Below are 24,422 nucleotides of genomic sequence, written 5' to 3'. Positions count from 1 at the left end.
ATAATCGGCTTGGTTGGATTGGCTATTTTGTAAATTCGACCACATGTGCACTAACTGTTATGGTCCGCTCATAATAAAATGGGGGAACTCCACCAATGTGCTCTTCAGTGACAATGTTCACAAGAGCCCTGGAACCGGTTAACTCTGCTTTTTTGACCATCTCAGCGTAGGCATTCTCATATAGACGCTTTTTGTTCATACCTCCAAATATCAGGACATAGGCAACCTCTGAGCTTCCACTAACTCTGCTAATCACTTCATAATTATTATTTGAAAGGTGTACCTGAGTCGAAGTTTGGCTATTAATGTAGGCCGCACTTGTTCCACAAGAACTTAGTAAGCCCAAAGCCAAGATTATTGCTGAGTACTGGATTGTTTTTTTCATGTCTTTTGTTTTTGATAATGCGTTTGATTCGATCAATAAATCAGTTTGCGTTAATGAAGGCATTAAGTTAAGTGTCTTAATATCAGTATGCTATGACTGAGGTCATTTGTGAAATTGACCTTGGTTATCACATGGTGCCAAAGTCAAATTGCCTTGCCTCTTGACAACAATGAAGTATCACTAAACCTAAGAAAGTAGATGAGTTTTATTGTTTGTTTTGAGTCGAACTGACTTGAGTGCGCTCATGTACTAAAAGGATAAGCTTCACGACTCTCTTTTCTTCTATTTTCTCTAAACTGAAAACCTCAAGATGTCTCATCGTTTTCCCCTTTCCTTTGAGTAGAAGCCTTTCCGCCTTGGACAAACCTTTGAGTGCAAAACCGATATTAACATGGGTTTTGAGTGCTACGATATAATAATTGCCGTGATCATATGAAGGAACTCCCCATTTCATCTCTTCCTGAACACCAGGAAGTGCTTCCAGAATTATGCGCCTTAGCTCATAACAGATTTCCCTCTGAGGAGACTGTTGCTTTTCTATATAGGCATTGACATGCTCATCCATTCGGTTAAGTTTTTGGGGTGCCCCACATGAGAAAATATAATCTGCTGACCAGCACACTTTCGGATTTACTGGTTCCTCCAAAAGCATTCGCAATCTGATTCACTCCGTGCATGATTTTTCGCTTTAAATCTTTCGTAAAGGTTTCACGGTGTGCTAAAAAATAGGCTTTAAACAGTTGGAAGGCTTCTTCCTTGTCAAAGGCTTCTTCAAACAATACTTTCAATTGGGAATACATTACCTGATTACTATCCAACGAAGATGAGGTGTCGTCCCATTCAGTTTCGATAATCTCCTTGATTTTCCGCTTCTCGACAGTTCTTACGTGGTTGTCTACCGTTGCCATGGCGTAGAAGAGTCTTGCCAAGTTTTCATAGAAGGGGAGGTCAAGCTTCTCCGGCTTCATTTTGGAAGGACCAAAAGTGGAAGCGTGGTATGATAACTCAGCTTTTTAGATAGGCTTTTATGAAAAAGTCTGTCAATGAAGCGATAAGATCTACCTATTAATGCGATCATCTGGATTTCATTTTCCAGTGCATATTGGGTGATACCATGCTCTATGTCATCATCATTTACAAAGTGATAATGATGATCAATATGGGGCAATTCAGCATCATAGTGACTCATTTGCGCTTGATTCAAAGACACTTCACTAGGCGCTAGATCCTTGATTACATTTACTATATGCAATTCCGATTGTAGCGTAGTCGCAATAGCATTCAATACCTTTGTGCCCTCCTGCTGATGTTCATCTTCAAAATCTAATGCAAGGAGTATGCTTTTGATAGACTCTACTTGAGCGTTTTCTGGAACAATCAGTATTGGAATGTCCGATCGCTTCATAATTCCTGAGGCTACGCTGCCGAAGAACTCCCCGATGCGATTGTTACGACCTTTTGTACCCATAATCATGAGGTCGGCCATTTCTTCCTCAGCAACATCCCGAATTTTGTCTACCGAAAACCCAGTCGTTTGCACAAATTTATGTGAGACCTGTTTCAACTTTGGGAACTTATCCAAAAGCTCACGGAATGACTGGTCAACTTCTTTTTCTGTTCTATCCAGAATTTCCGCGTTAATAAAAAACATAGCATCACCACCTGCAGCTACAGGGTTGATATGGCAAATGATCAGTTCGGATAGGTCCTTAGTGGCCATGCTGAGTGCGAGCTCAAGTGCTCGATCGGCACAAGTAGAAAAATCTGTTGGTATAATGATTCTATCTATTGCCATTTTATTTGATATCTGGAATAGTCAGTAATGGGAGTTCAGTATGCATGACTGTCCTTCTCGTGATTTTCTTTTTAAAGAGAGAACCTGGAAAATGGTGTTTCCTGGCAATCAATACCAGAAGCTCATTTTGGTGTTCACTTATATGATTATCAATGGTGGATTCTATGGGAGCATTGTCCTTGATAAAGTGATAAGCATGATCGGTATGTCCAAAGAACTCTACTATGGCCGAGGCCTCTTCTGTCTGATGCATGTTCAATTCAGACCAACCATGGCCTACGTGTAAAATTTCAATTTTGGCATTGAATAGGGTAGAAAGTGTCTTGATAATTTCCAGGTTTTTCAGGTCTGCGACAAACTTAAAATCTGCAGCAAATAGAATTTTTTTGAGAGGTTTGAAAGTAGCCTCTTCAGGAATGGCCAGGACAGGCAGTTTAGACTTTTTAATGGTTCGGTAAGTATTGCTACCGAAAAAGTTATCTATTCTATTATCGGCCCCTCGAGTACCCATTACGATCAGATCAGCTTCTATTTCTTTTGCGGTATTGGCAATTCCATCATTGATGAAGCTTATTTTGATCTCCTCTTGGAAATCTACTTTTGACAGTGATTGGAGCCGTTCTTTCAAGAGCTTGAAATTTCGCTCGGCAGTCTGCCGATATTCATGGGCCAGTTCAGGTTGTAAATCGGTGGTTATTTCAGCTGCTGGAATATGCACCACATAACAGTGTAGCAGCGTTAGTTTCGCCTCTGATAGCGCAGCCAGCTCAATGGCATACTCCAGTGCATTGTTAGAACATTCTGAGAAGTCAACAGGAACAAGTATGTTTTTTAGTTTCATTATCTCTTAGTTTTCATGAAGAACCAATAGTGGAATCTTAGAATGATATGCCATTTTCTTTGTCACACTGGCTTTGAATATTCTTTCTAGTAGTTTATGCTTTTTCGGTACAATGACGAGTAGATCAATATTATGCTCATCGATGTAATCATTGATACCATCATCTACATGCTGGTCTAACTTAAAGTGAAAGCTATGTTTGATGTTTTTGAAGTACCGATCGAGTTTTTGAGCTTCATCTGTTTCACCTGATTGAATTACAGGTTCTTCGCTTACATGTAGCACATGAATTTCGGAACCCGAAGCTTTCGCGATTTTTGATAGCATATCAAAAGTGTCTTTACCAGGTGTTTCCTGATAGTCTCCAGCCATTACAATGTTTTCAAAACTTGTGACCGATGATGCTTCAGGAACCGCCAGTACAGGACATTGTACATTTTTGATAACCGAGTGCGTATTGCTTCCATAGAGTATTCCCTTAAGGCCACTGGCTCCTGTTGTACCCATCACAATGAGATCTGTATTTCCTGCTTGAGCATGGGAGATAATGGCGTCTTTTGGAAATGCATGCTTCACCTGAAATTGATGCTCCACATCTCGGAGTGCACCTAATGAAGCTTCTACACTTTTGAAGGCGTCTTTTGCATTGACTTCAGCCTCTCTCATAAGGTCTCGCGAGTAGGCTGTAACGCTTGCATCCGTATAGGCCGCTGGCTTTTGACAGGCATTCATAATGGTAATAGTGGCATCAATGCCTTTGGCCAGATTAATGGCTACTTCTAGTGCTTTGATTGAGCACCCTGAAAAATCTATCGGAACTAGTATTTTCTGTTTTGTCATAAAGTATAAATGTTATTAGGCTGGCTCAATCTCTCTTACAGAATGCTATGTCAGACAATTTTGAAATTGAACCAGCCTGGAATAAATCAACCACATCAAGTGCTATCCAACCTTGATTTCTTTTTTGGTTGATAATTTTTTAGCCTCTTCTTTTTTTGGTAGAGAGACTACCAACACCCCGTTCTCGTATTTAGCCTTGATTTTATCCTCGTTGATCGACTCGGGTAGTCTAAATGATCTCGTAAAAGAGCTGTAGCTGAATTCTTTACGCGTGTAATCATCCGACTTGTCTTCTGATTCTTCTTCCTTCTCAGAACTAATGGTAAGAGCACCATTTTCAATATCGATTTTAAAGTCACCTTTTGCCATTCCAGGAGCTGCCAAATCAATGATGTATTCATTTTCGTTTTCTTTGACATTCGCTGCCGGAATACGACTAGGCCAGCCATTGCCCATTCTTGGAAAGTCAAGATTGAAAAAACTGTCATCATCAAAAAAGCCTGAAAGCAAGGAAGGCGTTTCAGGAAAAAGACGGGAACCTTTTACTAACTGTGTCATTGTGATATCCTCCTTTATTTAAATGATACATTGATTTATACCTAAAGTTCCTTTAATCCACCCATCATTTTAATGACTCGAATCAGTGGACAATATGATTTTGATCAATGGGTTTTGAGAGTATATGAGGCCTGAGTTTATCGAGAATTTGAACTGTGTAATTTTCGATTTGATCTTCCTTAGATGCTCCGCTGATTGCATCCACATCTTCTAATGCATATCCACCATCACCGGAAGTAGAGAAGTAGACGATATGATCAAGTTCCTTCCAGTCAGATGCGAATTGTCTGACCGCGTTTGGTGCTTTGTAGTATTCCCAGGTGTGAATGACTAATATGGCATTCCACTCTTCGGGTGAAATGGATTCTAGGCGAGAAATGTCCTTGACTTGAATGAATAGGGGGTGTTTTTCTAGGGAATCAACAAGTTGATTGACCAATCGATCCTTGAAAGGGCTGCTTTGTGTAGCAATGAACAGGCTGGTCTCAAAATGAGGTGAATTGACCTGATAAGACCGGGCAATATCCATCGAATAAATGGCTCTATAAACAATTGCGAAAATCGTAAAAGCAACAATTACAATGGCGAGACCAATAAAAAAGGCTCTGGGTTTTTTCATGTCTTGCGTTTTTGGTTGAGAATTGAAAAGGCTTTCAACTGTTGTAGCGCAACGTTGCCATTATCTGGATGCCCATTGATACTGAGCAGGTAATTGGCAAGCTTGGATAGCTTCCAATCCCGATAGATTTTGTGATTAGTACCACGGAAAGCAGTACGAATATGATAGTGCACAGGCACTTGAGCGGCCTCCAGAATTCTGTAGGTTCGTTCAAGAGCTTCTTCGAAAGCAGCAAGATCATTGTAGACCGAACCGATAAGTGATTCTGACGCATAATATACAAGGTGAGCATAGTCAACGGCATCCAAGAAAGATGCCGGACCACTGAAGGTCTGTGAGCCGTATGAAACCACAATTGATGTCTTCATTCTCAATGAGTTGAGTTACCTACATAAAACTAAATTGAACACTGTATTTTGTTAATGATGGTGATCACTGAAGACAATGACAATGGTCATGAGATATGCTCTGGCATCTTCGTTGATTTATGGAGCTAATAGTTAAGTCAATGAGAAATATCGCTATTCATACAACTGATTTTAGTGCTTTGGGTATGCTGACCACGATCTTAGCTACGCTGTGTTTTTTCGCAACCGTCCTTGGTTTGGTCAACAATGATCTGTACATGGATGGGGAATGGGTCAATGCACAATGGCTTGGTCAGGATTTCATGACACTAGTTGCGGCCATTCCCACACTGGTTTATTCTTCCTGGATGGCCATAAGAAAGCGTTCGCTGAAATGGGAATTGGTCTTGGGGGGTACACTTTTCTATTTGGTCTATGTGTACACTTTCTATGTTTTTGATGCCACATTCACACTACTCTACTTTCTTCACCTGCCAATATTTTCGATAAGCCTACTCTGCCTCTTTGTCGTTTTTCACCATATGCTGAATGCCAGAAATGACTATGCTTATAGAAATCGGTTTAGTCTTTACCTGATCATTGTCTTTCTTTTGATGATTGCTGTGATGTTAGGATCTCTTTGGATGCGTGATCTGGTAAATCACCTGATTGTGCCCGATTACTTCTCAGAAACTCCGGATGGTCAACCTCCGCTAGTAATCTATTCGCTCGACCTTGGTATCATTATTCCAATGATGGTGATTGCTGCACTTTTATTATTTCAAAACCATAGCTTAGGACTTATTATGACGGGTGTAATGCTGGTCATGACTGCATTAATAGGCTTTGCCCTAATGGCGATGTCTGCCAGCTTGTATTTTAAGGGTCTACATCCGAGTACTTTGCTAATTTTATTATGGTCATTGATTGGTCTCGCTGGTTTTTTGTTGTCAATAGTCTATTTGAGGCGTTTAGAAGTTTTTCCCCGAATGGTTGACCAAACTGATTTAAAATAGGTGTTAGAACATATCGACATATGGAAGTTTGCCGCTGGCTTAGGCTTGTTCTTGTTCGGTATGGCCCAATTGGAGAAGGGCGTCAAGGAATTGTCAGGGAGACGATTCAAAGTCTATATCAAGAAGCATACGACTAACAAACTCAAAGCAATTTTCAGCGGAACATTGATTACAGCTGTTTTACAAAGCAGTTCTGTGGTCACCCTAATGCTTCTCGCATTTGTGGGTGCTGGTGTAATTAGTATGCAAAACGCCCTGGGTGTTATTCTAGGGTCCAATTTGGGCACCACATTCACCGGTTGGCTTGTGGCAACGCTTGGCTTCAAGGTAGATATTGAAAATTTCATCATGCCTTTTATCGCAATAGGAGGACTTATGGTGGTATTATTTCCGAAGCGAGAGAACTTCTACAATACCGGGCTTTTGACAATCGGCCTTGCACTCCTTTTTCTAGGACTTTCCTTTATGAAGGATAGCATTGTTTACCTGGCGGAGAATTTTGACGTCAGCATTTTCGCGGAGTATGGTCCCATTGTTTTTCTATTAGTAGGGTTCGTATTTACTGCCATTATTCAGTCAAGTTCAGCCTCCATGGTAATTACCTTGAGTGCCCTGAATGCTGGAATTATAAGTTTTGAGGCCGGAGCCGCCATGGTAATTGGTGCGGATTTGGGGACAACCATAACTGTGATGATAGGAGGTATACAAGGTACATCATCAAAGAAGCGAGTGGCATTAGGTCATTTTCTGTTTAATCTCATCACAGATTTAGTGGCCTTTCTTCTTTTAGGCGTGCTGATCACTTTTGTTACTGATGTACTGAATGTCAAGGATGAGCTTTTTGGGTTGGTGGTTTTTCATAGCTCATTCAACATTCTTGGAATCATAATCTTCTTTCCATTCCTAGATCGTTTCGCCAAGTTTCTAATCAGCAAATATTCAAGTAAGGATGATAAGGTCGGTATTCTAGTTCATGAAGCCACTGTTGAGGTACCAGAAGCAGCGCTTGAAGCGCTACACCTTGAGACTAGGCACCTCATTTCATTGGTATTGAGGCTCTATGGCATGGCTTTTCTTCAGGAAACGTCAGTTGGAGACAATGCCGCGAAGAATGGTGGGCTTCTGAGGTCGGGTAACAGGTTTAAGGATCAATACCATAAGATAAAGAGGCTACAAGGTGAGATGATCAATTTCTATGGTGACCTACAGAAGCAGTCGTTGACCGAAGAAGAATCATCCAAACTATCTATGATAATAGCCACTACGAGTAATGCGCTTTATGCGGCTAAGGATATAAAGGATATTGAAAAAGACCTTGTCAGTTTTCGTAAGTCAAGCCGCAGTAGTTTAGAGAGGATTTATAGTTTCCTAAATGACTATAGCAGTGATATGATTCAACGATTTATCGGTATGCTTGATTCTGATGACGATGAGGTTTATTTCGAAGAGCTGGGAAAACTTATGGTTGATATTCAAAAGGAATATGATGATCTCTTAAATATGGTTTACGATCGGCCTAACCGAAGACATTTACGCGAAGAAGAAATTGCGACAGTGCTTAATGTAAATAGACAGTTATTTTCCTCTAATCGAGCGATTATACTTTCACTAAAAGATTATCTATTAGACCCGGAACAAGCCAGCGAATTTGAGAACCTTCCAAGTTTTAGGTAGGCTTGTGACGTTGTAAAATGGACTTCCATTGAGGAGTAGCCTGTTTTATAGCCAAAAACTCCAGAATGTTTTCCAGGTTGATCACTCCAACCACTTCACCATTTTCAGTAACAGGTACCATTACATTATTACGAAGTATTTGACTCGTATAGAGCTCCTTAAGGGAGGTTTCAGCAGGAATGTGTTCTAATACGGGATTCATGATAGATGAAAGCGTGGTCTTGTGATCCATCACTTTCAATGACTTAATAATTTGGTCTCTATTGACGGTACCCACGACCTCTTTGCTATCTGAATAAATTACAAAATGTGTTGACTGTCTATCAAGCACAGCCTCAGAGGCTTGTGCGATGGATAGGTCGTGATTAAGGGATGAGAAGTTGTGCATTACAATGTCTCCTGCTTTATGACCCTCCAATAAGGCCTGAGCGCTGACTATGGAAGATTCCGAAGAGGCTGATAGGATAATAAATCCTCCAATGAAAATGAGGAACGGATTGTAATAGAGACCCAAAACGATAAACCCTAACGCCAATAATAACCCCAGCCGGGCAGCATTCTTTGTGGCCTTTTCTCTGGGTTGAAACATAGATAAGATGGCTCTAAAAATTCTGCCACCATCCATTGGAAAAGCCGGTATTAAGTTAAAGAGACCCAAAGAAAGATTGACTATCCAAATGAGTGTCACAAAATTCTCCTGATTGATTGAACTCAAATCAAGGTTCAGGATCATGTGTGCACTGGGTTGGGTAATAAAGTACAGCACAAATGCGATGGCAAAATTGACCATGGGCCCAGCGATGGCCACAACAAACTCTTGAATAGGGTTTTCTGGAAGCTTTTCAAATCTTGCGAGTCCCCCGATGGGTAAGAGAATGATATCCTTGGTCTTAAAACCATATCTTCTCCCTGTCAGGGCGTGACCAAACTCATGTAGTATAACGCAACCAAAAATTGTGATTAGGAAGAGTAGGTGCCAGGCAATGGCATCAACCGATTGGCCAGCGGAAACTCCCGAATAGATAATAAAGGCAAACAGGATGAAGAATGTCCAGTGAACATAAACTTTGATTTGGGCAAATTGACCTAAAAATAAAGAGCCTTTCATTCCGCTTATTTTTTATTCAAGTAGGGCACAATCCCTTAAAAACAGAATGATACAGGTCATCTAGTATGTTGATTTATATTCGGAATTGTCCACTTTCTTTCCACTGATCAAAGTCATTACCGCTGTTGATGGCTATCATAACTTAGGCTTGCTCTGCACATTAGGTTTGTAGAAGTGTTCAAAACACAAAACCTATGTCAATGAGAAAATTCGTAGTACTAATAATAGTTTTCCTTCAGTTGAGCTGTTCTCAGAAGCTGTATGTTTCATCAGATTATGATAAAGCAGCTGACTTTAGCACTTATAAGACTTTTGCCTGGGCCAGGGAGCAAGAACCTGTTGGTAAGAGTCACCCTATGTATGATAATGAGCTGAATAGAAAGCGGATCAGAGATGCTATTGAAGCAGAAATGGCTTCCATTGGTTTCAAGAGATTCGATCTGGCACCCGATATTTTGGTTGACTTTCACATCACCATCGATCAGAAGATGGACTATATGGTCCATGACTACTACCCATTTGGTTTCAACTACTGGCCTGACTATGACATGGCTTCCTATAGTTATAAGAAGGGCGCTTTGGTCATCCATTTTGTAGATACCAAAAAAGAGCAATTGGTGTGGCAGGGGGTAGGTACCAAAACCTTATCGGATGTTCCCCCAGAGAACCCGGAGGAAAGAATCAAAAAGGCCGTTGAAAAGATATTATCAAAGTATTTGACCGTCAAATAATAGCATGATACTGACTTATAAACCAGAGCCAGAATCACCTAGAGGAGAAGTATCCGACAAGGTGAAGGACAAAGAAATCAGGATTGTCAAGAAGTTCTCAGGTGGGCTTTACCGAGAGGGAGAACGACTCAATAAACTGTTCTTTTTGATCGATGGTAAAGTCTCACTATTCAAAAGGAACGGTTATGGACAGGAAGTGAAGATTTTGACGATAGGCCAAGGAGGGTTTCTTGGTGTAGAAGCCTTTCAAGGAAATCATATACTCGACCATACGGCAAAGGTCATTAGGGCGGCAAAGCTTTTAGTGATTCCGCTGGTTCGGCTGCCTGAAGTCATGACCAGATGGCCAAAACTTAAGCATCAGGTGACGCTTCAGTTGATTGGTCAGTTAGATTTGCTTGAGGATATCTAAGTTGTTGGCACTCAATTTTTTGCCGTTTCTAACAAATACACTCCTTCGAGCATTAGTTATTTCCTTTTTATAGTCAAAGTGGATAACTTATTTACCTGCTTTAACCAAAACGGATGCCTCAGGATTATATAAAGGATAGTATAGTTTTTCCTTTGATATTCAACTGCTCAGTTGAAGGTATCCTAGTTACGAATTCGAAAGCTGAAATCGTCAGGATTAACCCAAGTTGTACAAGGATATTTGGCTATACCGAGGAGGAACTGATCGGTAAGAAAATCGAAGTCCTTATTCCAGAGAAGTTTCATGAAAGGCATGTTAAGCACCGTGAAAATTATGCCAAGGCACCTCAGGTCAGACGCATGGCAGCTGCAACGGATTTGTACGGCCTAAGGAAAGATGCAACCCAAGTGCCACTTGAAATAAGTTTGACTTATATCAAGCATGAAAAAGAGCTATTCGTCTTGGCTTTCATTGTGGATGTAACAGATAAAAGAAAGCTTGAAAAGGCTAAGAGTCTGGCACTTGTCGAAGGCGAAGAAAATGAAAGAAGAAGAATTGCGCAGGAACTGCATGACGGAATTGGTCAGGCCATTTCATCCATTAGCCTAAATCTTAATGCACTAGAACCTGAACTGGAAAAGTTCAATCATCGCTTTCAGGAAATCTATGGAGTTCTCAAGGGAGAAATTGAAAATACCATGCAGGAGGTAAGGACTATTTCCCATAATCTCACACCGCGCATATTGGAAGATTATGGTTTGCAACATGCCTTGGAACACCTTTGCGCCACTATAGACGATTCCACGGATGTTGAACTGCACCTGCACTTCAACGGTGAGGCCCTAGATTTTAAAGATGGTATTGGTATTGGGCTTTATAGAATGATTCAGGAAGCCGTGAACAACGCATTACGCCATGGAGCACCTAAAGTGGTAAATGTGCACTTGACCAGAACCGATCATGAGCTTTTAGTGCTTGTAGAAGATGATGGTTGCGGTTTTGACGTTGAAAACACACCCAAAGGCTTGGGAATGAACAATATTGAGTCACGGGCTCATTTATTGAAAGGAGAAGTTCATTTTGATTCAAATGAGCAGAGTGGAACAACGGTGTCTATAAACATTCCGATATGAAGAAGATCTCTGTTCTCCTTGTAGATGATCATACATTGGTTCGGGAGGGCATCAAGAACTCTTTGGTGACGCAAGAGCATATTCAAATTGTTGGCGAGGCGAAGAATGGTCTAGAAGCCCTGGATATCTTAAAGAAGTCAACACCGGATGTAGTGATCATGGATGTGAATATGCCGATCATGAATGGCACGGAAACCACCAAAAGCATTAAGAGGCTATATCCCGACATCAACATCATAGTGCTTACCATGCACAATGAGGAGGCGCTGATCAGTGAACTTTTACAATCCGGAGCGACAGGTTATCTTTTGAAGAGTACGAGTATGGCAGAACTGGTAGAAGCTATTGAAGTAGTATCTGGCGGAGAGACTTATTTCACCAAAGAAGTAGCCTTAAAAATGATGAATCGTTTTGTAAAGGGTACCGGCAGAACCAAGGCACTCAAGGCTGCTTCGCTGACGAAAAGGGAAGTAGAGATTCTAAAACTCATATCTGAGGAGTATACCAACCACGAAATAGCGGATATGCTCTTTATCAGCCCTCGGACTGTCGATACACATCGTAGAAACCTTATTCAGAAGCTGCATGCCAAGAATACGGCAGGTCTTGTACGCTATGCTATTCGAAACAACATTGCGGAGATTTGACATTGAAAACTAGTGAAAGGAAGTCGTGCTGACTTCATCTTTCTACGAATTTTTCTTAGATAAATACGCGTTTTCATTAGCCTCAAAATACGCTTTTCACGTCTACCATTAATGTCTATTCTGTGTGACCTTTAATCAACACTCACCAAAAGATATAGACATGATCGCACAGAAAGAACAAGTACTCGACACCCCACAAATAACCGAACTCCCCTCATTTTTTAAGATTGCCTCTGACAACTCACCCACTGGAGATTTTGAGGAAGATTTCTATGCCAAAGGACAGGTAGTTTTTAGGATCGACAGTTTGCCTCATGGTTTATACTATGTGAAGTCTGGCAAGGTCAAAGTATTTAAATATGGCAGCGATGGTAAGGAGCAAATCCTCACAATCGCAGGGGCAGGAAGGTTCTTAGGGTATAAAGACTTGCTGGCAGATCGAAGGTATACCTCCGGGGCAACTGTAGTTGAAGATGCAACATTGATTTTTATACCCAAGAGTGATTTCTTTGAGATTTTTAAGTCCGATGAAGCCTCAGACTATTTTACTGGTCTACTTTGCCGAGATCTGGCGGAAGCTGAGGAAAGAATGGTCTCAATGGCCTACAAGCCAGTAAGAGGCAGACTTGCCGAAAGCTTGCTTTCTCTTAATAAGACCTATAAAGATCAAAGCAGAGGCATTGATTTGACACGCGAAGAACTCGCTAACTTTGTCGGTACAGCCAAAGAGACTGTTATCCGACTCTTGTCTGAGTTCAAGGCAGAGAAGCTCATTCAGATAGAGGGTAGAAATATTGAAGTATTGAACCTTCAAGGGCTTAATCACATCCACAATATTTACGCTTAAGATATGCAAGGTATCCTCAATGATAGTCAGATTGATAGCCTGCTGAGATCGGAACTGGTTGGGCGATTGGCCTGTAGTGCCGATGGAAGACCATATGTAGTACCGGTGGTCTATGCTTACGATGGAGATTATATTTATAGCCATACGCGTGAAGGCAAGAAGATTCAAATGCTTAGAGAGAACCCTCAAGTTTGCTTCGAAATAGATCAGGTTGATGATCTTGCCAATTGGCGAAGTGTTCTTTTAAATGGAGAATTTCAAGAGTTGGATGATAACGGAAAGGCATCTGAAAATGCCATAAGACTCCTGACAAATAGAATGATGCCTTTCAAAGTAGGAGAGAGTAGTTTACCGAGGTTCGGCATGGAAAAACTCCCTCATATGATTGGCTCCAGTACAAATTTGGTTACCTATAGAATCAAGATTACTGATAGATCAGGAAGGTTCGAAAAAGAATGAGTCAATATTCTATTCTATGACATTGCCTTTGCTCATTCTTGGTTTATTGGCTTTATGGGCCGGAACTGAATTGCTGCTGAAGGGTGTAATGAGAGTTGCCGATCATTATGAGCTTTCTCATGTCTTTACAGGCATTGTCATTCTTTCCATTATTACTGATTTACCCGAGACCGCTATAGCCGTTACCAGTTCTCTAAAACAACTTCAAGGCATTGAAGCCTCAGGGCTCATCATCGGAAACTCTATTGGCAGCAGTATAGCTCAAATCACTGCCGTTCTGGGTATAAGCGGATTATACGGCTATTTCACCCTTACCAAATCTCAAATTTTCAATGACGGTGCCTTCTTTGTTGGTTCCGTGGCATTGCTCTTTTTCATCGCCCTGGACGGTCAAATCACAATGCAAGAAGGGAGTTCTATGCTGATCATCTATTTTCTCTATTACTGGACAATGATTCGAAGAGAAAAGATGGCATTGAAACTCAAGAAAAAGAGGATAAAGAAACTGCATATCATTATTGGCTACATTTTAGGCGGAGCATTTATTTTAATTACCGGATCGGAACTGGCCGTCAGAAACGCTCTTTTACTTGCAGAAAGCTGGGGCGTTTCTCAAACGTTTATTGGGATAGTGATTATCGGTCTAAGTACCAGCTTGCCTGAACTAGCAGTATCTATCTCAGCTGCTTTGAAAAAAGCTCCAGGGCTTTCAATTGGAAATATCATTGGTAGCAATATTTATGATATACTGGTTCCTATAGGGATAAGCTCGGTTATTTTCCCATTGAACTTCGAAAAGAGAATCATTCACGTAGATGTGCCCTTTCTTCTCTTCGTATCTGCTCTAGTAATATTCTTTTTCTGGAAGAAGAAGGGACTGCAACGAAAAGAAGCAATCGCCCTGATTGTGCTTTTTGGTATGTTTTGTTTATACAAAATCATACTGCCGTAAATCAATGTTGATCTAAGTCTTCTCTACTCAGAATACAAGTCATCGGTTAAGCTGTGGTTAAGAACTAGCTTTAGTCAAGCGATCTAAAGAAATACCTATGAAGACATTAAGACTCATTTTAGCCCTATGGTTGATGTGCTTGACACAAGTACTTGCGGCACAAATTATTCCTAACAAAACCAAATCAGTTTTCGATGCTAAGTACCCAGAAGCCACTCAGGTAAGTTGGTCTATTCTGGAGAATAGCAATGGTTATCAGGTCGGTTTTATAGATCAGAAAAAACATCGACATGCCATATTCTCCACTGAGGCAAAATGGGTCGAAACCATCACAATCATAAACAATAAAAGAGAACTGCCGGGATTGGTAAGGTTGACAGTTGACGAGACATATCCCAAGAGTAGTTATGATTGGATGAAGCTATCAGAAAAGCCAGAGGGAAGCTTCTACGTAGTGGCGATCACTTCAGGAACCGAAGAGAATGAGCATATGCTATTGACACTTACGAAAGAAGGTGACATTACAAGTGTATCAAGGGATAATAAAAGTCATCGCAAGCGATGACGAAGGTCATCGGTAGAGGAGGTAGTCTGCTCTATCTTTATATCATCAAGTAAGAGATAAAAGACAAGCGTTAAGTCGCTAGGTTCAATTATCAGATAACTCAGAAATTTTGATCACTTCGGTGACCAATTGGGAAAAGTGAAAGGTTAGTTGAATCAGATTTTGAAAACCATTCTTGCAAAAGATTGAATTAGTAGGATGAAGTCATAATAACTGTAGCTTGAGGTTTTGTTGTCTCTACGGAGTTAGTAGAATTAAATGGGTATTTACTTTGAAAGAAGTGGGTACCCATTTCTGTTTGGTTTCCTAGCTCGTGATTTGCTCAATTTTCTCACTTATACTCAGTCTTTTTCCAAGTCGTTCTAATCCTATGGCAAAAGTATATTGAGGCTCGAGTAAAATAGGTCTTGAATCTTGAGTGAATTATTTATCTTAAGGGGATGATTGATTCTGGACGAAGAGAATTTTTGACCAAAGCCTCGGCACTTTCTCTATCTGCCATTTTGCCAACATCCATGTGGCTCCCTAATCAAAGAATCAAACGTCAATTCAGAATTTGCCTAAACCCCGGAAGTATTGGTGTTCAGCTATCACAACAGGCTTTGCTGGATAGTGCCATAGCTTACGGTTTTGAAGCCATAGTGCCACTTACTGATCAGCTCGCCACTATGCGAGATCGAGGTCTTGACACTTTTCTGGAAAAGATGAAGGAGAACAATATCACCTGGGGTACTGCTAATCTTCCAGTACAGTTTAGAGAGTCTGCGCCAGATTTTCGATCTGACTTTTCGAGACTCAACGAAGCAGCTTATGCCTTAGAACTCTCGGGCGCCAAGAGAATGTCTACATGGATTATGCCTACGCACGACAAGTTGACTTATCGTCAAAATTTCGATCGGCATACGCGCAGACTTAAAGAAGTAGCGCAGTTACTGGCAAATCATGACATTATGTTGGGACTTGAATATGTTGGACCAAAGACGCTTATGTCGAGGGATAAATTCAGTTTCATCAGAACGATGACCGAATTGCAGGAGTTAATCGATGCGATTAATGAACCGAATGTGGGTTTTCAGCTTGATGCCTTCCATTGGTATTGTGCCGGGGAGTCCGATCAAGATATTCTAGGCCTAGATCCCAAAAGCATTGTCACAGTGGATTTGAATGATGCGAAAGCTGGAAGAACAGCAGCAGAACAACTCGATTGGGAAAGAGAATTGCCTTCAGCGACTGGAGTAATAGATATTGAAAAGTTTTTAATTGCTCTATTGGAGATTGGCTATGATGGGCCAGTCAGGGCAGAACCCTTTAATCAGGAACTTAATAGTTTAGATAATGAAGCGGCATTGCAAAAGACCATTGATGCTATGCGACAGACCATTTCCATTATTGAATAATAATCAACCTTATGCAGATAATTGAATCAGCCAAAACGTATGATGTAGCCATAGTAGGATCAGGTGCAGGTGGCGGAATGGCCACTAAAATCCTCTCCGAAGCAGGTTTCGATGTTGCGGTTTTAGAAGCAGGTCCATTCTTTGACCCAGCGCAAGATGAATACAGAAATCAATTGCGATGGCCTTGGGAATCTCCCCGAAGAGGAGCCAGCTCAGATAGAAGATCTTTTGGAGACTTTGATGCCGCTTATGGCGGATGGAATTTGGAAGGAGAACCTTTTACGAATGAAAGCGGAACCGACTTTCGCTGGTTTAGGTCCAGAATGCTTGGGGGTAGAACCAATCACTGGGGAAGAATATCGCTGAGGTTCGGACCTCTCGATTTTAAACGAAAAAGTATTGATGGTTTAGGCGATAACTGGCCCATTGGTTATGATGATGTCAAGCCTTACTATGATAAAGTAGATAAGCTGATCGGAGTATTCGGGAGTAAGGAGAATATCAAAAACGAACCTGATGGTTTCTTCTTGCCTCCTCCAAAGCCCAGATTACATGAGTTACACTATATCAATGCCGCTAGAAAAACAGGAATTCCAGTAATTCCTTCACGGCTATCTATATTGACCAAGCGTATCAATAACCAGCGTGGAAGCTGCTTCTATTGTGGGCAGTGTAATCGAGCATGTTCGGCTTATGCCGATTTCTCATCAGGAACATGTTTAATTTTTCCTGCCCAGAAGAATGGCGGAAAGGTTGAGCTCTTCACGGAAGCTATGGTAAGTGAAGTCACTACGGATAAAGAGGGTAAGGCCACAGGTGTTACTTATGTTAATAAGCTGGATAGAAAGACCTATCATTTGAAAGCAAGAACAGTGGTAATGGCAGCCTCTGCATGTTCTACCGCAAGGATACTTCTGAATTCAAAGAGTTCAGTGCATCAAGATGGCTTAGGCAATAGTAGTGGAGTAGTGGGTAAATATTTGCATGATTCTACAGGAGCCAGCAGAGCAGTATTCATTCCTAAACTGATGGATCGCAAGATTTATAACGAAGACGGTGTTGGAGGAATGCACGTTTATACACCTTGGTGGTTAAATGACGCGAAATTGGACTTCCCTAGAGGATATCATATTGAAGTCTGGGGAGGCATGGGAATGCCGAGTTATGGCTTTGGTTTTAACCCGAACGACCTCAATAAGATCACGGGTATGGGTGAAGTTGGTGGCTATGGTGATTCACTGAGAGAAGACATCAAGCGTTACTATGGTGCTGTCGTTGGAATTTCAGGCAGGGGAGAAAGCGTTCCTCAAAAGGACAACTACTGTGAAATCGACAATGAAGTAGTCGATGAATGGGGTATTCCAGTCTTGAAATTCAATTATCAATGGACGGACAATGAAGTCAAGCAAGCCAAGCACATGCAAGATACCTTCGAGGAGGTATTAAGTGCTACAGGTGGAATTCTCCTAGGAGATAAACCGGGTGCTGATCGCGAATATGGATTGACTAAGCCTGGAGAAATTATCCACGAGGTGGGAACTACACGAATGGGCAATGACCCAAGAACATCTGTGACCAACAAGTATAACCAATTGCATGATTGTGAAAATGTCTTTGTAATGGATGCAGGACCATTCGTTTCGCAAGCAGATAAAAATCCTACTTGGACGATTTTAGCCCTTGCATGGAGAGCATCTGATTATTTAGTAGACCAAGTCAAAAAACGTAATATCTAAGAGTTATGGATAGAAGAGATTCATTAAAAGGTTTGTTAGTAGGCTCCGTAGCAGGTGGCTTGTTAGTTACTGGATGTGCTCCAGATGTTGTGGAAGAAACGACTGAAGAAGCTGGTTTACCTGGCTACGGTAGAACGGTAAGGGAACAAGAACATGACAAAGAAGTACTCGCTGAAGTATTTTTGAACGAACATGAATTGGAAACTATAGCGGTATTGTGTGATATAATTCTGCCCGCAAAAGCAGAGATAGGTGGAGCAATAGATGCTGAAGTTCCGGCATTTATCGAGTTCATTGTCAAAGATATGCCAAGACAACAACTGCCTATTCGTGGAGGACTTGCATGGCTTGATAATCATTCCAATAAGTTGCACAACCTTGAGTTTAAGAAGCTAAACAACGAGCAGCAGTTGGCCATTTGTGATACGATTGCATTTCCAGGTAAAACAGCTCCAGAGCTAATGGCGGGAGAGAAGTTCTTTACCAGAATGCGCAATTTGACCTTGACGGGTTACTACACTTCTGAATTAGGCATTAAGGATCTGGGCTATCAGGGAAATCGACCTGGTGTCTGGGATGGGGTACCTCAGGATGTATTGGATGAGCAAGGTTTATCCTATGACGAAGAGTGGTTGGCTAAATGTGTAGACCAAAGTAAGCGCATGGATATTGCCCAATGGGATGATGATGGCAACTTGTTGACGTGATAAAGGTCCTAATACTATCGGTTTTGACGTTGTTTTCCTGTTCGAATTCGACTGAACAGGGAAATATCATCTCTAAAGTAATTTCAGTTGATGAATTGCAGCAGCTGATTAAAGAGAAAGCTGATTTACAACTGATAGATGTTAGAACAATAAGAGAATACAATGCTGGGCATCTCTCTGATGCCAAGTTGATTGATTACTATAAGTCTGATTTCAAAAGTCAACTTCAAAAACTCGATAAGGAAAAGCCTGTTGCAGTTTACTGTGCTGTCGGGGTTCGAAGTAATAGTGCCCTAAAAATTCTTAGGAAAATTGGCTTTAAAGAGGCCTACGATCTGGCCGGAGGAATAGAGGCCTGGAGAGAGAAAAGGCTTCCGATAGTTAAATGACAAAAAAAGACCCACTCCACAGTGGGGTTTTTATTGGATAATACACGAAAGCCGGCTAAAACGATGATCGTAAATCGATTGCAAAAACAGCTTTAAAGGCGTAGTTGAAATACATATAACTATCTATTAGTCAGTGGTTAGTGGTTTTTTTTCCTCCGCGAGAGATTGTATTCATCCAAAAGATTAGTGAAAGGAAGAATGGCATGATTTCTAAGTTCATTCATCAGAAATGATGTGATGGAACTGAACAAATACAGCAAAAGACTCACCCAAGACCCTACACAGCCAGCCTCTCAGGCCATGCTTTACGGCATTGGTCTGACGGAAGAAGACATGAGCAAAGCTCAGGTGGGAATTGTAAGCACTGGCTACGAGGGCAATACGTGCAATATGCATTTGAATGACCTTGCAGTTCAGGTAAAGGCAGGAGTCTTGGAGGCTGATCTGGTAGGTTTAATTTACCATACTATAGGAGTTAGCGATGGCATTTCCAATGGAACGGAGGGAATGAGATATTCACTAGTTTCCAGAGAAATCATTGCCGATTCCATCGAAGCGGTTGCGGGAGCCCATTACTACGATGGTTTGATCACAGTGGTGGGCTGTGATAAGAATATGCCAGGAGCACTAATGGCCATGGGCCGATTGAATAGACCATCCTTAATGGTTTATGGGGGTACGATAGCTTCAGGGTGCTACAAAGGCAAGAAACTCAATATCGTATCTTCATTTGAAGCTCTAGGAGAGAAATTCGCGGGCAATATCTCTGATGAAGATTACAAAGGTATTATCAAGAACTCTTGTCCTGGAGCGGGTGCATGTGGAGGCATGTACACTGCAAATACCATGTCATCGGCTATAGAAGCACTAGGCATGTCACTGCCTTATAGCTCATCAAACCCAGCGATCAGTTTAGATAAAACCGAAGAGTGTGCCAGGGTGGGGAGAGCTGTTCGAAGACTCCTGGAACTAGATCTTAAACCTAGAGACATCCTCTCAAAGAAATCATTCGAAAATGCCATTCGGCTTATCACTGTCTTAGGTGGTTCTACCAATGCCGTAATGCATCTGATCGCTATTGCCAAAAGCGTTGATATTGACTTGACGCTCAAAGACTTTCAAAGACTTTCCGATCAAACCCCATTTCTCGCAGACCTTAAGCCTAGTGGACAATATCTGATGGAAGATTTACATGAGGCAGGCGGAGTTCCTGCTGTGATGCGGTTTATGCTTGATAACGACATGCTTCATGGGGATTGTATGACAGTTACCGGCCATACCATTGCTGAAAATCTATCGGAAATTGAGGCTATTAAGCCTGAGACTAATCTCTTGAAGCCATTGAGCAATCCTATCAAAGAAACAGGTCATCTACAAATGCTCTTTGGCAATTTGGCCGAAGAAGGCTCAGTAGCAAAGATTACTGGGAAGGAAGGAGAGCGTTTTGAAGGGAAGGCCATTGTCTTTGAGGATGAGTTTTCCGCGATTGAAGGGATAAGAAATGGATCGGTAAAGGCAGGCCATGTCATTGTCATTCGCTATGAGGGGCCGAAAGGCGCACCTGGAATGCCCGAAATGCTGAAACCTACGTCCGCCATTATGGGTGCCGGCCTGGGTAAGTCCGTGGCCTTAATTACTGATGGAAGATTCTCCGGTGGAAGCCATGGCTTTGTGGTTGGGCATGTTACGCCTGAGGCACAAGTAGGAGGAGCGATTGCTCTGGTCGAAAATGGAGATGAGATTATTATTGATGCTCAACAGAACACGATCACACTTAATATCAGTGATGAGGAAATGACGAAGAGGAGAGCCAACTGGAAATCCCCTTCACTCAAAGTAAATGCAGGAGTACTTAAAAAATACGCCAAAACGGTCGCTTCAGCCTCAGAAGGCTGTGTTACCGATAATTGATTCAGTATGGAAGCAACACTAAAACCGACAACCGAGACAAAACTCCATATATCCGGAGCCGAAGCACTTATAAGGTCATTGTTAGCGGAGCAGGTCAAGATGTTATTTGGCTATCCCGGAGGTGCGATTATGCCAGTATATGACGCCCTCTATGACTTTGAAGATGAGCTTCAACATGTGCTCACTCGTCATGAACAGGGTGCGATTCATGCCGCTCAGGGTTTTGCCAGAGCAACGGGTGAAGTCGGTGTGGTATTGGCCACTTCTGGGCCAGGCGCTACTAATCTTATAACCGGCATTGCAGACGCGATGATAGACTCGACTCCCTTGGTTTGTATAACGGGTCAGGTAGGTTCTGGTCTGTTGGGCTCTGATGCTTTCCAAGAGACTGATATTGTCAGTATCTCTATGCCTGTAACCAAATGGAATTGCCAGGTGACCAAGGCTGAAGACATACCAGCCGCATTGGCAAAGGCATTCTATATAGCGAAATCAGGACGCCCAGGTCCAGTGTTAGTCGATATAACCAAAGACGCTCAGTTCAAGCCTTTCGATTTTGAGTATCGAAAGTGTGTTGAAATAAGAAGTTACAAACCTGCCCCATCATTAGACCCAATTCAAATTAAGAAAGCGGCTGAATTGATCAATGAAGCTCAAAAGCCAATGATCCTTTTTGGTCAGGGAGTCATTCTCGGTAAGGCGGAGGAGGAGTTCAAACAGTTTGTTGAAAAGACAGGAATACCTTCGGCTTGGACCCTTTTAGGGCTTTCTGCATTGCCGACCGATCACCCTTTGAATGTGGGGATGCTTGGAATGCATGGGAATTATGGACCGAATAAGCTGACCAATGAATGTGATGTGCTGATCGCGATCGGCATGCGCTTTGATGATCGCGTGACGGGTAACCTAGAACATTATGCAAAGCAAGCCAAAGTCATTCACTTGGATATCGACCCAGCGGAGGTCAACAAGAATGTCAGGGTTGATATTCCCGTATTGGGTGATTGTAAAAAGACTTTAAGTGCTTTAACACAACAAGTACGACTTAAGAGTCATCGTACTTGGCTAGAAGAATTCAGAGCACTGGATAAAATAGAATATGACAAAGTCATAGAAAATGAATTGAAGCCTGAAGAAGGCGCTCTGAAAATGGGAGAGGTGATCAATGAGATCAACGAACTAACCAAAGGAGAGGCTATTTTGGTTACGGATGTTGGCCAGCACCAAATGATGGCCTGCCGATATACTAAATTCAATCAGAGCAGGAGCAATATCACATCGGGAGGTCTTGGAACCATGGGGTTTTGCTTGCCAGCAGCCTTAGGTGCAAAACTGGGAGCACCTGAGCGTGAAGTTATTGCGGTAATCGGTGATGGAGGGTTTCAAATGACCATTCAGGAGCTAGGAACAATATTTCAGACAGAAGCTGCTGTCAAGATTGTGATCCTAAACAATAACTTTTTGGGAATGGTACGCCAGTGGCAACAACTATTCTTCGACAAGAGATACTCAAGTACTGAGTTAGTCAATCCGGATTTTATAAAAATTGCTGAAGGCTATGGCATCAAAGGAAAGTCTTTGAGCGATCGTGATGATCTAAGCAAGTCAATCGAAGAGATGATCGCATATGATGGAAGCTTCCTATTAGAAGTAAAAGTGGGTAAAGAAGACAATGTCTTTCCAATGGTACCATCGGGTGCATCGGTTTCAGACATAAGATTGTCATAAGATGGTTAAATCATTTACCATATCAATTTTCACAGAGAACAGTATTGGTTTACTGCACAGGATCACTTCGATTTTCACAAAGCGACATCTGAGCATTGAAAGCTTAAATACCTCAGAATCAGAGGCTGAGAATGTTTTTCGTTTCACGATCGTGGTCAACGCAGAGGAAGAACTTGTTCAGAAAATTGTAAAACAAATAGAGAAGCAAATAGAGGTCTTACAAGCAGTTTATCACCTGGATGGTGAGACTGTTTTTCAGGAGATCGCTTTGTATAAAGTATCAACAGAGAAGGCTTCCGAAAACAACCTGGTAGAGCGACTTATCCGTGATAACCACGCGAGAATACTATCGATGGAACAGGAATTTATGATCATAGAAAAGACAGGTCATAAAGAAGAAACACAGGAATTACTCGAGTTTTTAAAGCCTTATGGCTTAATCGAGTTTGTCAGGTCTGGCAGAGTATCTGTCATTCGACCTAAAAATGAATTACAAAGAGAACTATAAACTTTAATCTGAATAAAATGGCTTTAATCAATTTTGGTGGAGTAGAAGAAAATGTCATCACGAGAGATGAATTTCCACTTTCAAAAGCACAAGATGTATTGGCAAATGAAACCGTAGCGATTATCGGCTATGGTGTTCAAGGGCCTGGGCAATCGCTAAACCTTCAAGACAATGGTATCAAAGTGATTGTAGGCCAGCGGCAGGAGTCTAAGACTTGGGACAAGGCGATTGCGGATGGTTGGGAACCGGGTGTAAGTCTTTTTCCAATAGAGGAGGCACTAGAAAGAGCTTCCATCGTTTGCTACTTGTTATCTGATGCTGCACAAATTCAGCTTTGGCCTACGGTTAAGAAACACTTGACGGCCGGAAAGATGCTTTATTTCTCTCATGGCTTTGGTGTAGCATACGCTGAAAAGACGGGGATCGTGCCTCCTGCCGATGTAGATGTTGCTTTGGTAGCTCCAAAGGGATCTGGTACGAGCTTGAGACGCCTTTTCCTAGAAGGAAAGGGGCTTAATAGTTCTTTCGCTATTCATCAGGATGCTACAGGAAAAGCCAAAGACAGAATTGTGGCACTTGGTATAGGTGTTGGCTCAGGGTATTTGTTTGAGACTACTTTTATTAAAGAAGTTACTTCTGACCTGACTGGGGAGAGAGGTACACTAATGGGAGCTATCCAAGGTCTCTTTATGGCTCAATATGAGGTATTGAGAGCCAACGGTCATTCACCATCTGAGGCCTTTAATGAAACGGTTGAGGAAGCTACTCAGTCTCTGTATCCATTAGTTGCAGAAAATGGAATGGACTGGATGTATGCCAACTGTTCTACCACAGCCCAAAGAGGAGCACTGGATTGGAAGGATAAGTTTCATGCCGCCACAAAACCTGTTTTTGAAGAATTGTATGCTTCTGTTGTTGCTGGTACTGAAGCTCAGCGATCAATTGACTCTAACTCTCAAGCTGATTACAGAGAGAAATTGCAAGAAGAACTTGATGAGCTTCACAACTCCGAAATGTGGAGAGCAGGGAAGGCTGTAAGGGCCTTAAGACCAGAAAATGCTCCTGCTATCAAGGAAGAAGAGTTGGTCTAATCAATCCTCTTATTAAATGAAATCCG

28 protein-coding genes are annotated in these 24,422 nt (G+C 41.8%); 18 read left to right on the top strand and 10 right to left on the bottom strand.

Translation table 11 applies throughout. The features are described from left to right. Positions 1-22: 22 nt before the first annotated feature. From BFP97_RS05560 to BFP97_RS05520, 9 genes are all read right to left on the bottom strand, one after another. Entirely contained in the window at positions 23-385 is a 363-nt protein-coding gene (locus BFP97_RS05560; protein ID WP_069844213.1) for a DUF6567 family protein, read from the bottom strand. 205 nt (positions 386-590) lie between these two features. Further along, on the bottom strand, positions 591-950 hold the full coding sequence (locus tag BFP97_RS05555) for a DUF1801 domain-containing protein (protein WP_069841463.1): 360 nt from the start codon (positions 948-950) through the stop codon (positions 591-593). Between the two features lie 4 nt (positions 951-954). Next, on the bottom strand, positions 955-1,353 hold the full coding sequence (locus BFP97_RS05550) for a TerB family tellurite resistance protein (RefSeq protein ID WP_069841462.1): 399 nt from the start codon (positions 1,351-1,353) through the stop codon (positions 955-957). Beyond that, a complete protein-coding gene (locus BFP97_RS05545) occupies positions 1,350-2,180 on the bottom strand; it encodes a universal stress protein (protein ID WP_069841461.1) in 831 nt (276 codons plus the stop codon). Before BFP97_RS05545 ends, BFP97_RS05550 begins: the two co-directional genes overlap by 4 nt. A 1-nt stretch (position 2,181) precedes the next feature. Continuing rightward, positions 2,182-3,021, bottom strand: a complete 840-nt coding sequence (locus tag BFP97_RS05540) for a universal stress protein (RefSeq protein WP_069841460.1) — start codon at positions 3,019-3,021, stop codon at positions 2,182-2,184. Positions 3,022-3,027: 6 nt separating this feature from the next. Then, positions 3,028-3,861 (bottom strand): universal stress protein, encoded by an 834-nt coding sequence (locus BFP97_RS05535; protein ID WP_069841459.1) that lies wholly within the window; start codon positions 3,859-3,861, stop codon positions 3,028-3,030. Between the two features lie 102 nt (positions 3,862-3,963). Continuing rightward, positions 3,964-4,419: an Hsp20/alpha crystallin family protein gene (locus BFP97_RS05530; RefSeq protein WP_069841458.1), complete on the bottom strand. Its 456-nt coding sequence runs from the start codon at positions 4,417-4,419 to the stop codon at positions 3,964-3,966. 82 nt (positions 4,420-4,501) lie between these two features. Next, on the bottom strand, positions 4,502-5,038 hold the full coding sequence (locus tag BFP97_RS05525) for a hypothetical protein (RefSeq protein ID WP_069841457.1): 537 nt from the start codon (positions 5,036-5,038) through the stop codon (positions 4,502-4,504). Then, positions 5,035-5,406: a hypothetical protein gene (locus BFP97_RS05520; RefSeq protein ID WP_069841456.1), complete on the bottom strand. Its 372-nt coding sequence runs from the start codon at positions 5,404-5,406 to the stop codon at positions 5,035-5,037. The genes BFP97_RS05525 and BFP97_RS05520 overlap by 4 nt, the downstream gene beginning before the upstream one ends. Positions 5,407-5,546: 140 nt before the next feature. Here BFP97_RS05520 and BFP97_RS05515 point away from each other — a divergent pair, with 140 nt between their 5' ends. Continuing rightward, positions 5,547-6,401 (top strand): hypothetical protein, encoded by an 855-nt coding sequence (locus BFP97_RS05515; protein ID WP_069841455.1) that lies wholly within the window; start codon positions 5,547-5,549, stop codon positions 6,399-6,401. Beyond that, positions 6,402-8,075, top strand: a complete 1,674-nt coding sequence (locus BFP97_RS05510) for a Na/Pi cotransporter family protein (RefSeq protein ID WP_069841454.1) — start codon at positions 6,402-6,404, stop codon at positions 8,073-8,075. It begins immediately after the preceding gene. Here the strand turns inward: BFP97_RS05510 and BFP97_RS05505 are convergent. Continuing rightward, a complete protein-coding gene (locus BFP97_RS05505; RefSeq protein ID WP_069841453.1) occupies positions 8,068-9,183 on the bottom strand; it encodes a site-2 protease family protein in 1,116 nt (371 codons plus the stop codon). The genes BFP97_RS05510 and BFP97_RS05505 overlap by 8 nt on opposite strands. A gap of 200 nt (positions 9,184-9,383) precedes the next feature. Between BFP97_RS05505 and BFP97_RS05500 the strand changes: the two genes are divergently transcribed. The 16 genes from BFP97_RS05500 (at position 9,384) to ilvC (ending at position 24,396) form a co-directional block, all read left to right on the top strand. Continuing rightward, positions 9,384-9,914 carry a DUF4136 domain-containing protein gene (locus BFP97_RS05500; protein ID WP_170827410.1) on the top strand — a complete coding sequence of 177 codons (531 nt, stop codon included), beginning with the start codon at positions 9,384-9,386 and terminating at the stop codon, positions 9,912-9,914. Positions 9,915-9,918: 4 nt separating this feature from the next. Next, on the top strand, positions 9,919-10,326 hold the full coding sequence (locus BFP97_RS05495; protein WP_069841451.1) for a cyclic nucleotide-binding domain-containing protein: 408 nt from the start codon (positions 9,919-9,921) through the stop codon (positions 10,324-10,326). 113 nt (positions 10,327-10,439) lie between these two features. Further along, entirely contained in the window at positions 10,440-11,459 is a 1,020-nt protein-coding gene (locus tag BFP97_RS05490; protein ID WP_069841450.1) for a PAS domain-containing sensor histidine kinase, read from the top strand. After that, positions 11,456-12,106 carry a response regulator gene (locus BFP97_RS05485; RefSeq protein WP_069841449.1) on the top strand — a complete coding sequence of 217 codons (651 nt, stop codon included), beginning with the start codon at positions 11,456-11,458 and terminating at the stop codon, positions 12,104-12,106. Before BFP97_RS05490 ends, BFP97_RS05485 begins: the two co-directional genes overlap by 4 nt. Positions 12,107-12,266: 160 nt before the next feature. Beyond that, on the top strand, positions 12,267-12,953 hold the full coding sequence (locus BFP97_RS05480) for a Crp/Fnr family transcriptional regulator (protein WP_069841448.1): 687 nt from the start codon (positions 12,267-12,269) through the stop codon (positions 12,951-12,953). 3 nt (positions 12,954-12,956) lie between these two features. Continuing rightward, the gene (locus tag BFP97_RS05475; protein ID WP_069841447.1) at positions 12,957-13,412 is read left to right on the top strand and encodes a pyridoxamine 5'-phosphate oxidase family protein; all 456 of its coding nucleotides are present in this window, start codon (positions 12,957-12,959) and stop codon (positions 13,410-13,412) included. A gap of 16 nt (positions 13,413-13,428) precedes the next feature. Next, positions 13,429-14,364, top strand: coding sequence for a sodium:calcium antiporter (locus BFP97_RS05470; RefSeq protein WP_069841446.1), 936 nt, complete (start codon positions 13,429-13,431; stop codon positions 14,362-14,364). A gap of 97 nt (positions 14,365-14,461) precedes the next feature. Next, a complete protein-coding gene (locus BFP97_RS05465; protein ID WP_069841445.1) occupies positions 14,462-14,929 on the top strand; it encodes a PepSY-like domain-containing protein in 468 nt (155 codons plus the stop codon). Between the two features lie 440 nt (positions 14,930-15,369). Next, complete coding sequence (locus BFP97_RS05460) at positions 15,370-16,326, top strand: sugar phosphate isomerase/epimerase family protein (protein WP_069841444.1); 957 nt, start codon at positions 15,370-15,372, stop codon at positions 16,324-16,326. 11 nt (positions 16,327-16,337) lie between these two features. Beyond that, entirely contained in the window at positions 16,338-18,062 is a 1,725-nt protein-coding gene (locus BFP97_RS05455) for a GMC family oxidoreductase (protein ID WP_069841443.1), read from the top strand. A 5-nt stretch (positions 18,063-18,067) separates the two neighbouring features. Next, the gene (locus tag BFP97_RS05450; RefSeq protein WP_069841442.1) at positions 18,068-18,769 is read left to right on the top strand and encodes a gluconate 2-dehydrogenase subunit 3 family protein; all 702 of its coding nucleotides are present in this window, start codon (positions 18,068-18,070) and stop codon (positions 18,767-18,769) included. Beyond that, positions 18,766-19,158 carry a rhodanese-like domain-containing protein gene (locus tag BFP97_RS05445; RefSeq protein ID WP_083262444.1) on the top strand — a complete coding sequence of 131 codons (393 nt, stop codon included), beginning with the start codon at positions 18,766-18,768 and terminating at the stop codon, positions 19,156-19,158. The genes BFP97_RS05450 and BFP97_RS05445 overlap by 4 nt, the downstream gene beginning before the upstream one ends. A 237-nt stretch (positions 19,159-19,395) precedes the next feature. Next, the gene (gene ilvD, locus BFP97_RS05440) at positions 19,396-21,069 is read left to right on the top strand and encodes a dihydroxy-acid dehydratase (protein WP_069841441.1); all 1,674 of its coding nucleotides are present in this window, start codon (positions 19,396-19,398) and stop codon (positions 21,067-21,069) included. 6 nt (positions 21,070-21,075) lie between these two features. Further along, positions 21,076-22,797: a biosynthetic-type acetolactate synthase large subunit gene (ilvB, locus tag BFP97_RS05435; protein ID WP_069841440.1), complete on the top strand. Its 1,722-nt coding sequence runs from the start codon at positions 21,076-21,078 to the stop codon at positions 22,795-22,797. Between the two features lies 1 nt (position 22,798). Continuing rightward, on the top strand, positions 22,799-23,305 hold the full coding sequence (ilvN, locus tag BFP97_RS05430; RefSeq protein WP_069841439.1) for an acetolactate synthase small subunit: 507 nt from the start codon (positions 22,799-22,801) through the stop codon (positions 23,303-23,305). Between the two features lie 17 nt (positions 23,306-23,322). Then, on the top strand, positions 23,323-24,396 hold the full coding sequence (gene ilvC / locus BFP97_RS05425) for a ketol-acid reductoisomerase (RefSeq protein WP_069841438.1): 1,074 nt from the start codon (positions 23,323-23,325) through the stop codon (positions 24,394-24,396). Positions 24,397-24,422 lie beyond the last annotated feature (26 nt).

The sequence above is a fragment of the Roseivirga sp. 4D4 genome (genome assembly GCF_001747095.1).
GTDB lineage: Bacteria > Bacteroidota > Bacteroidia > Cytophagales > Cyclobacteriaceae > Roseivirga.
Note: the sequence above shows the minus strand (reverse complement) of the source record. Positions and strands in the feature narration are given on the sequence as shown.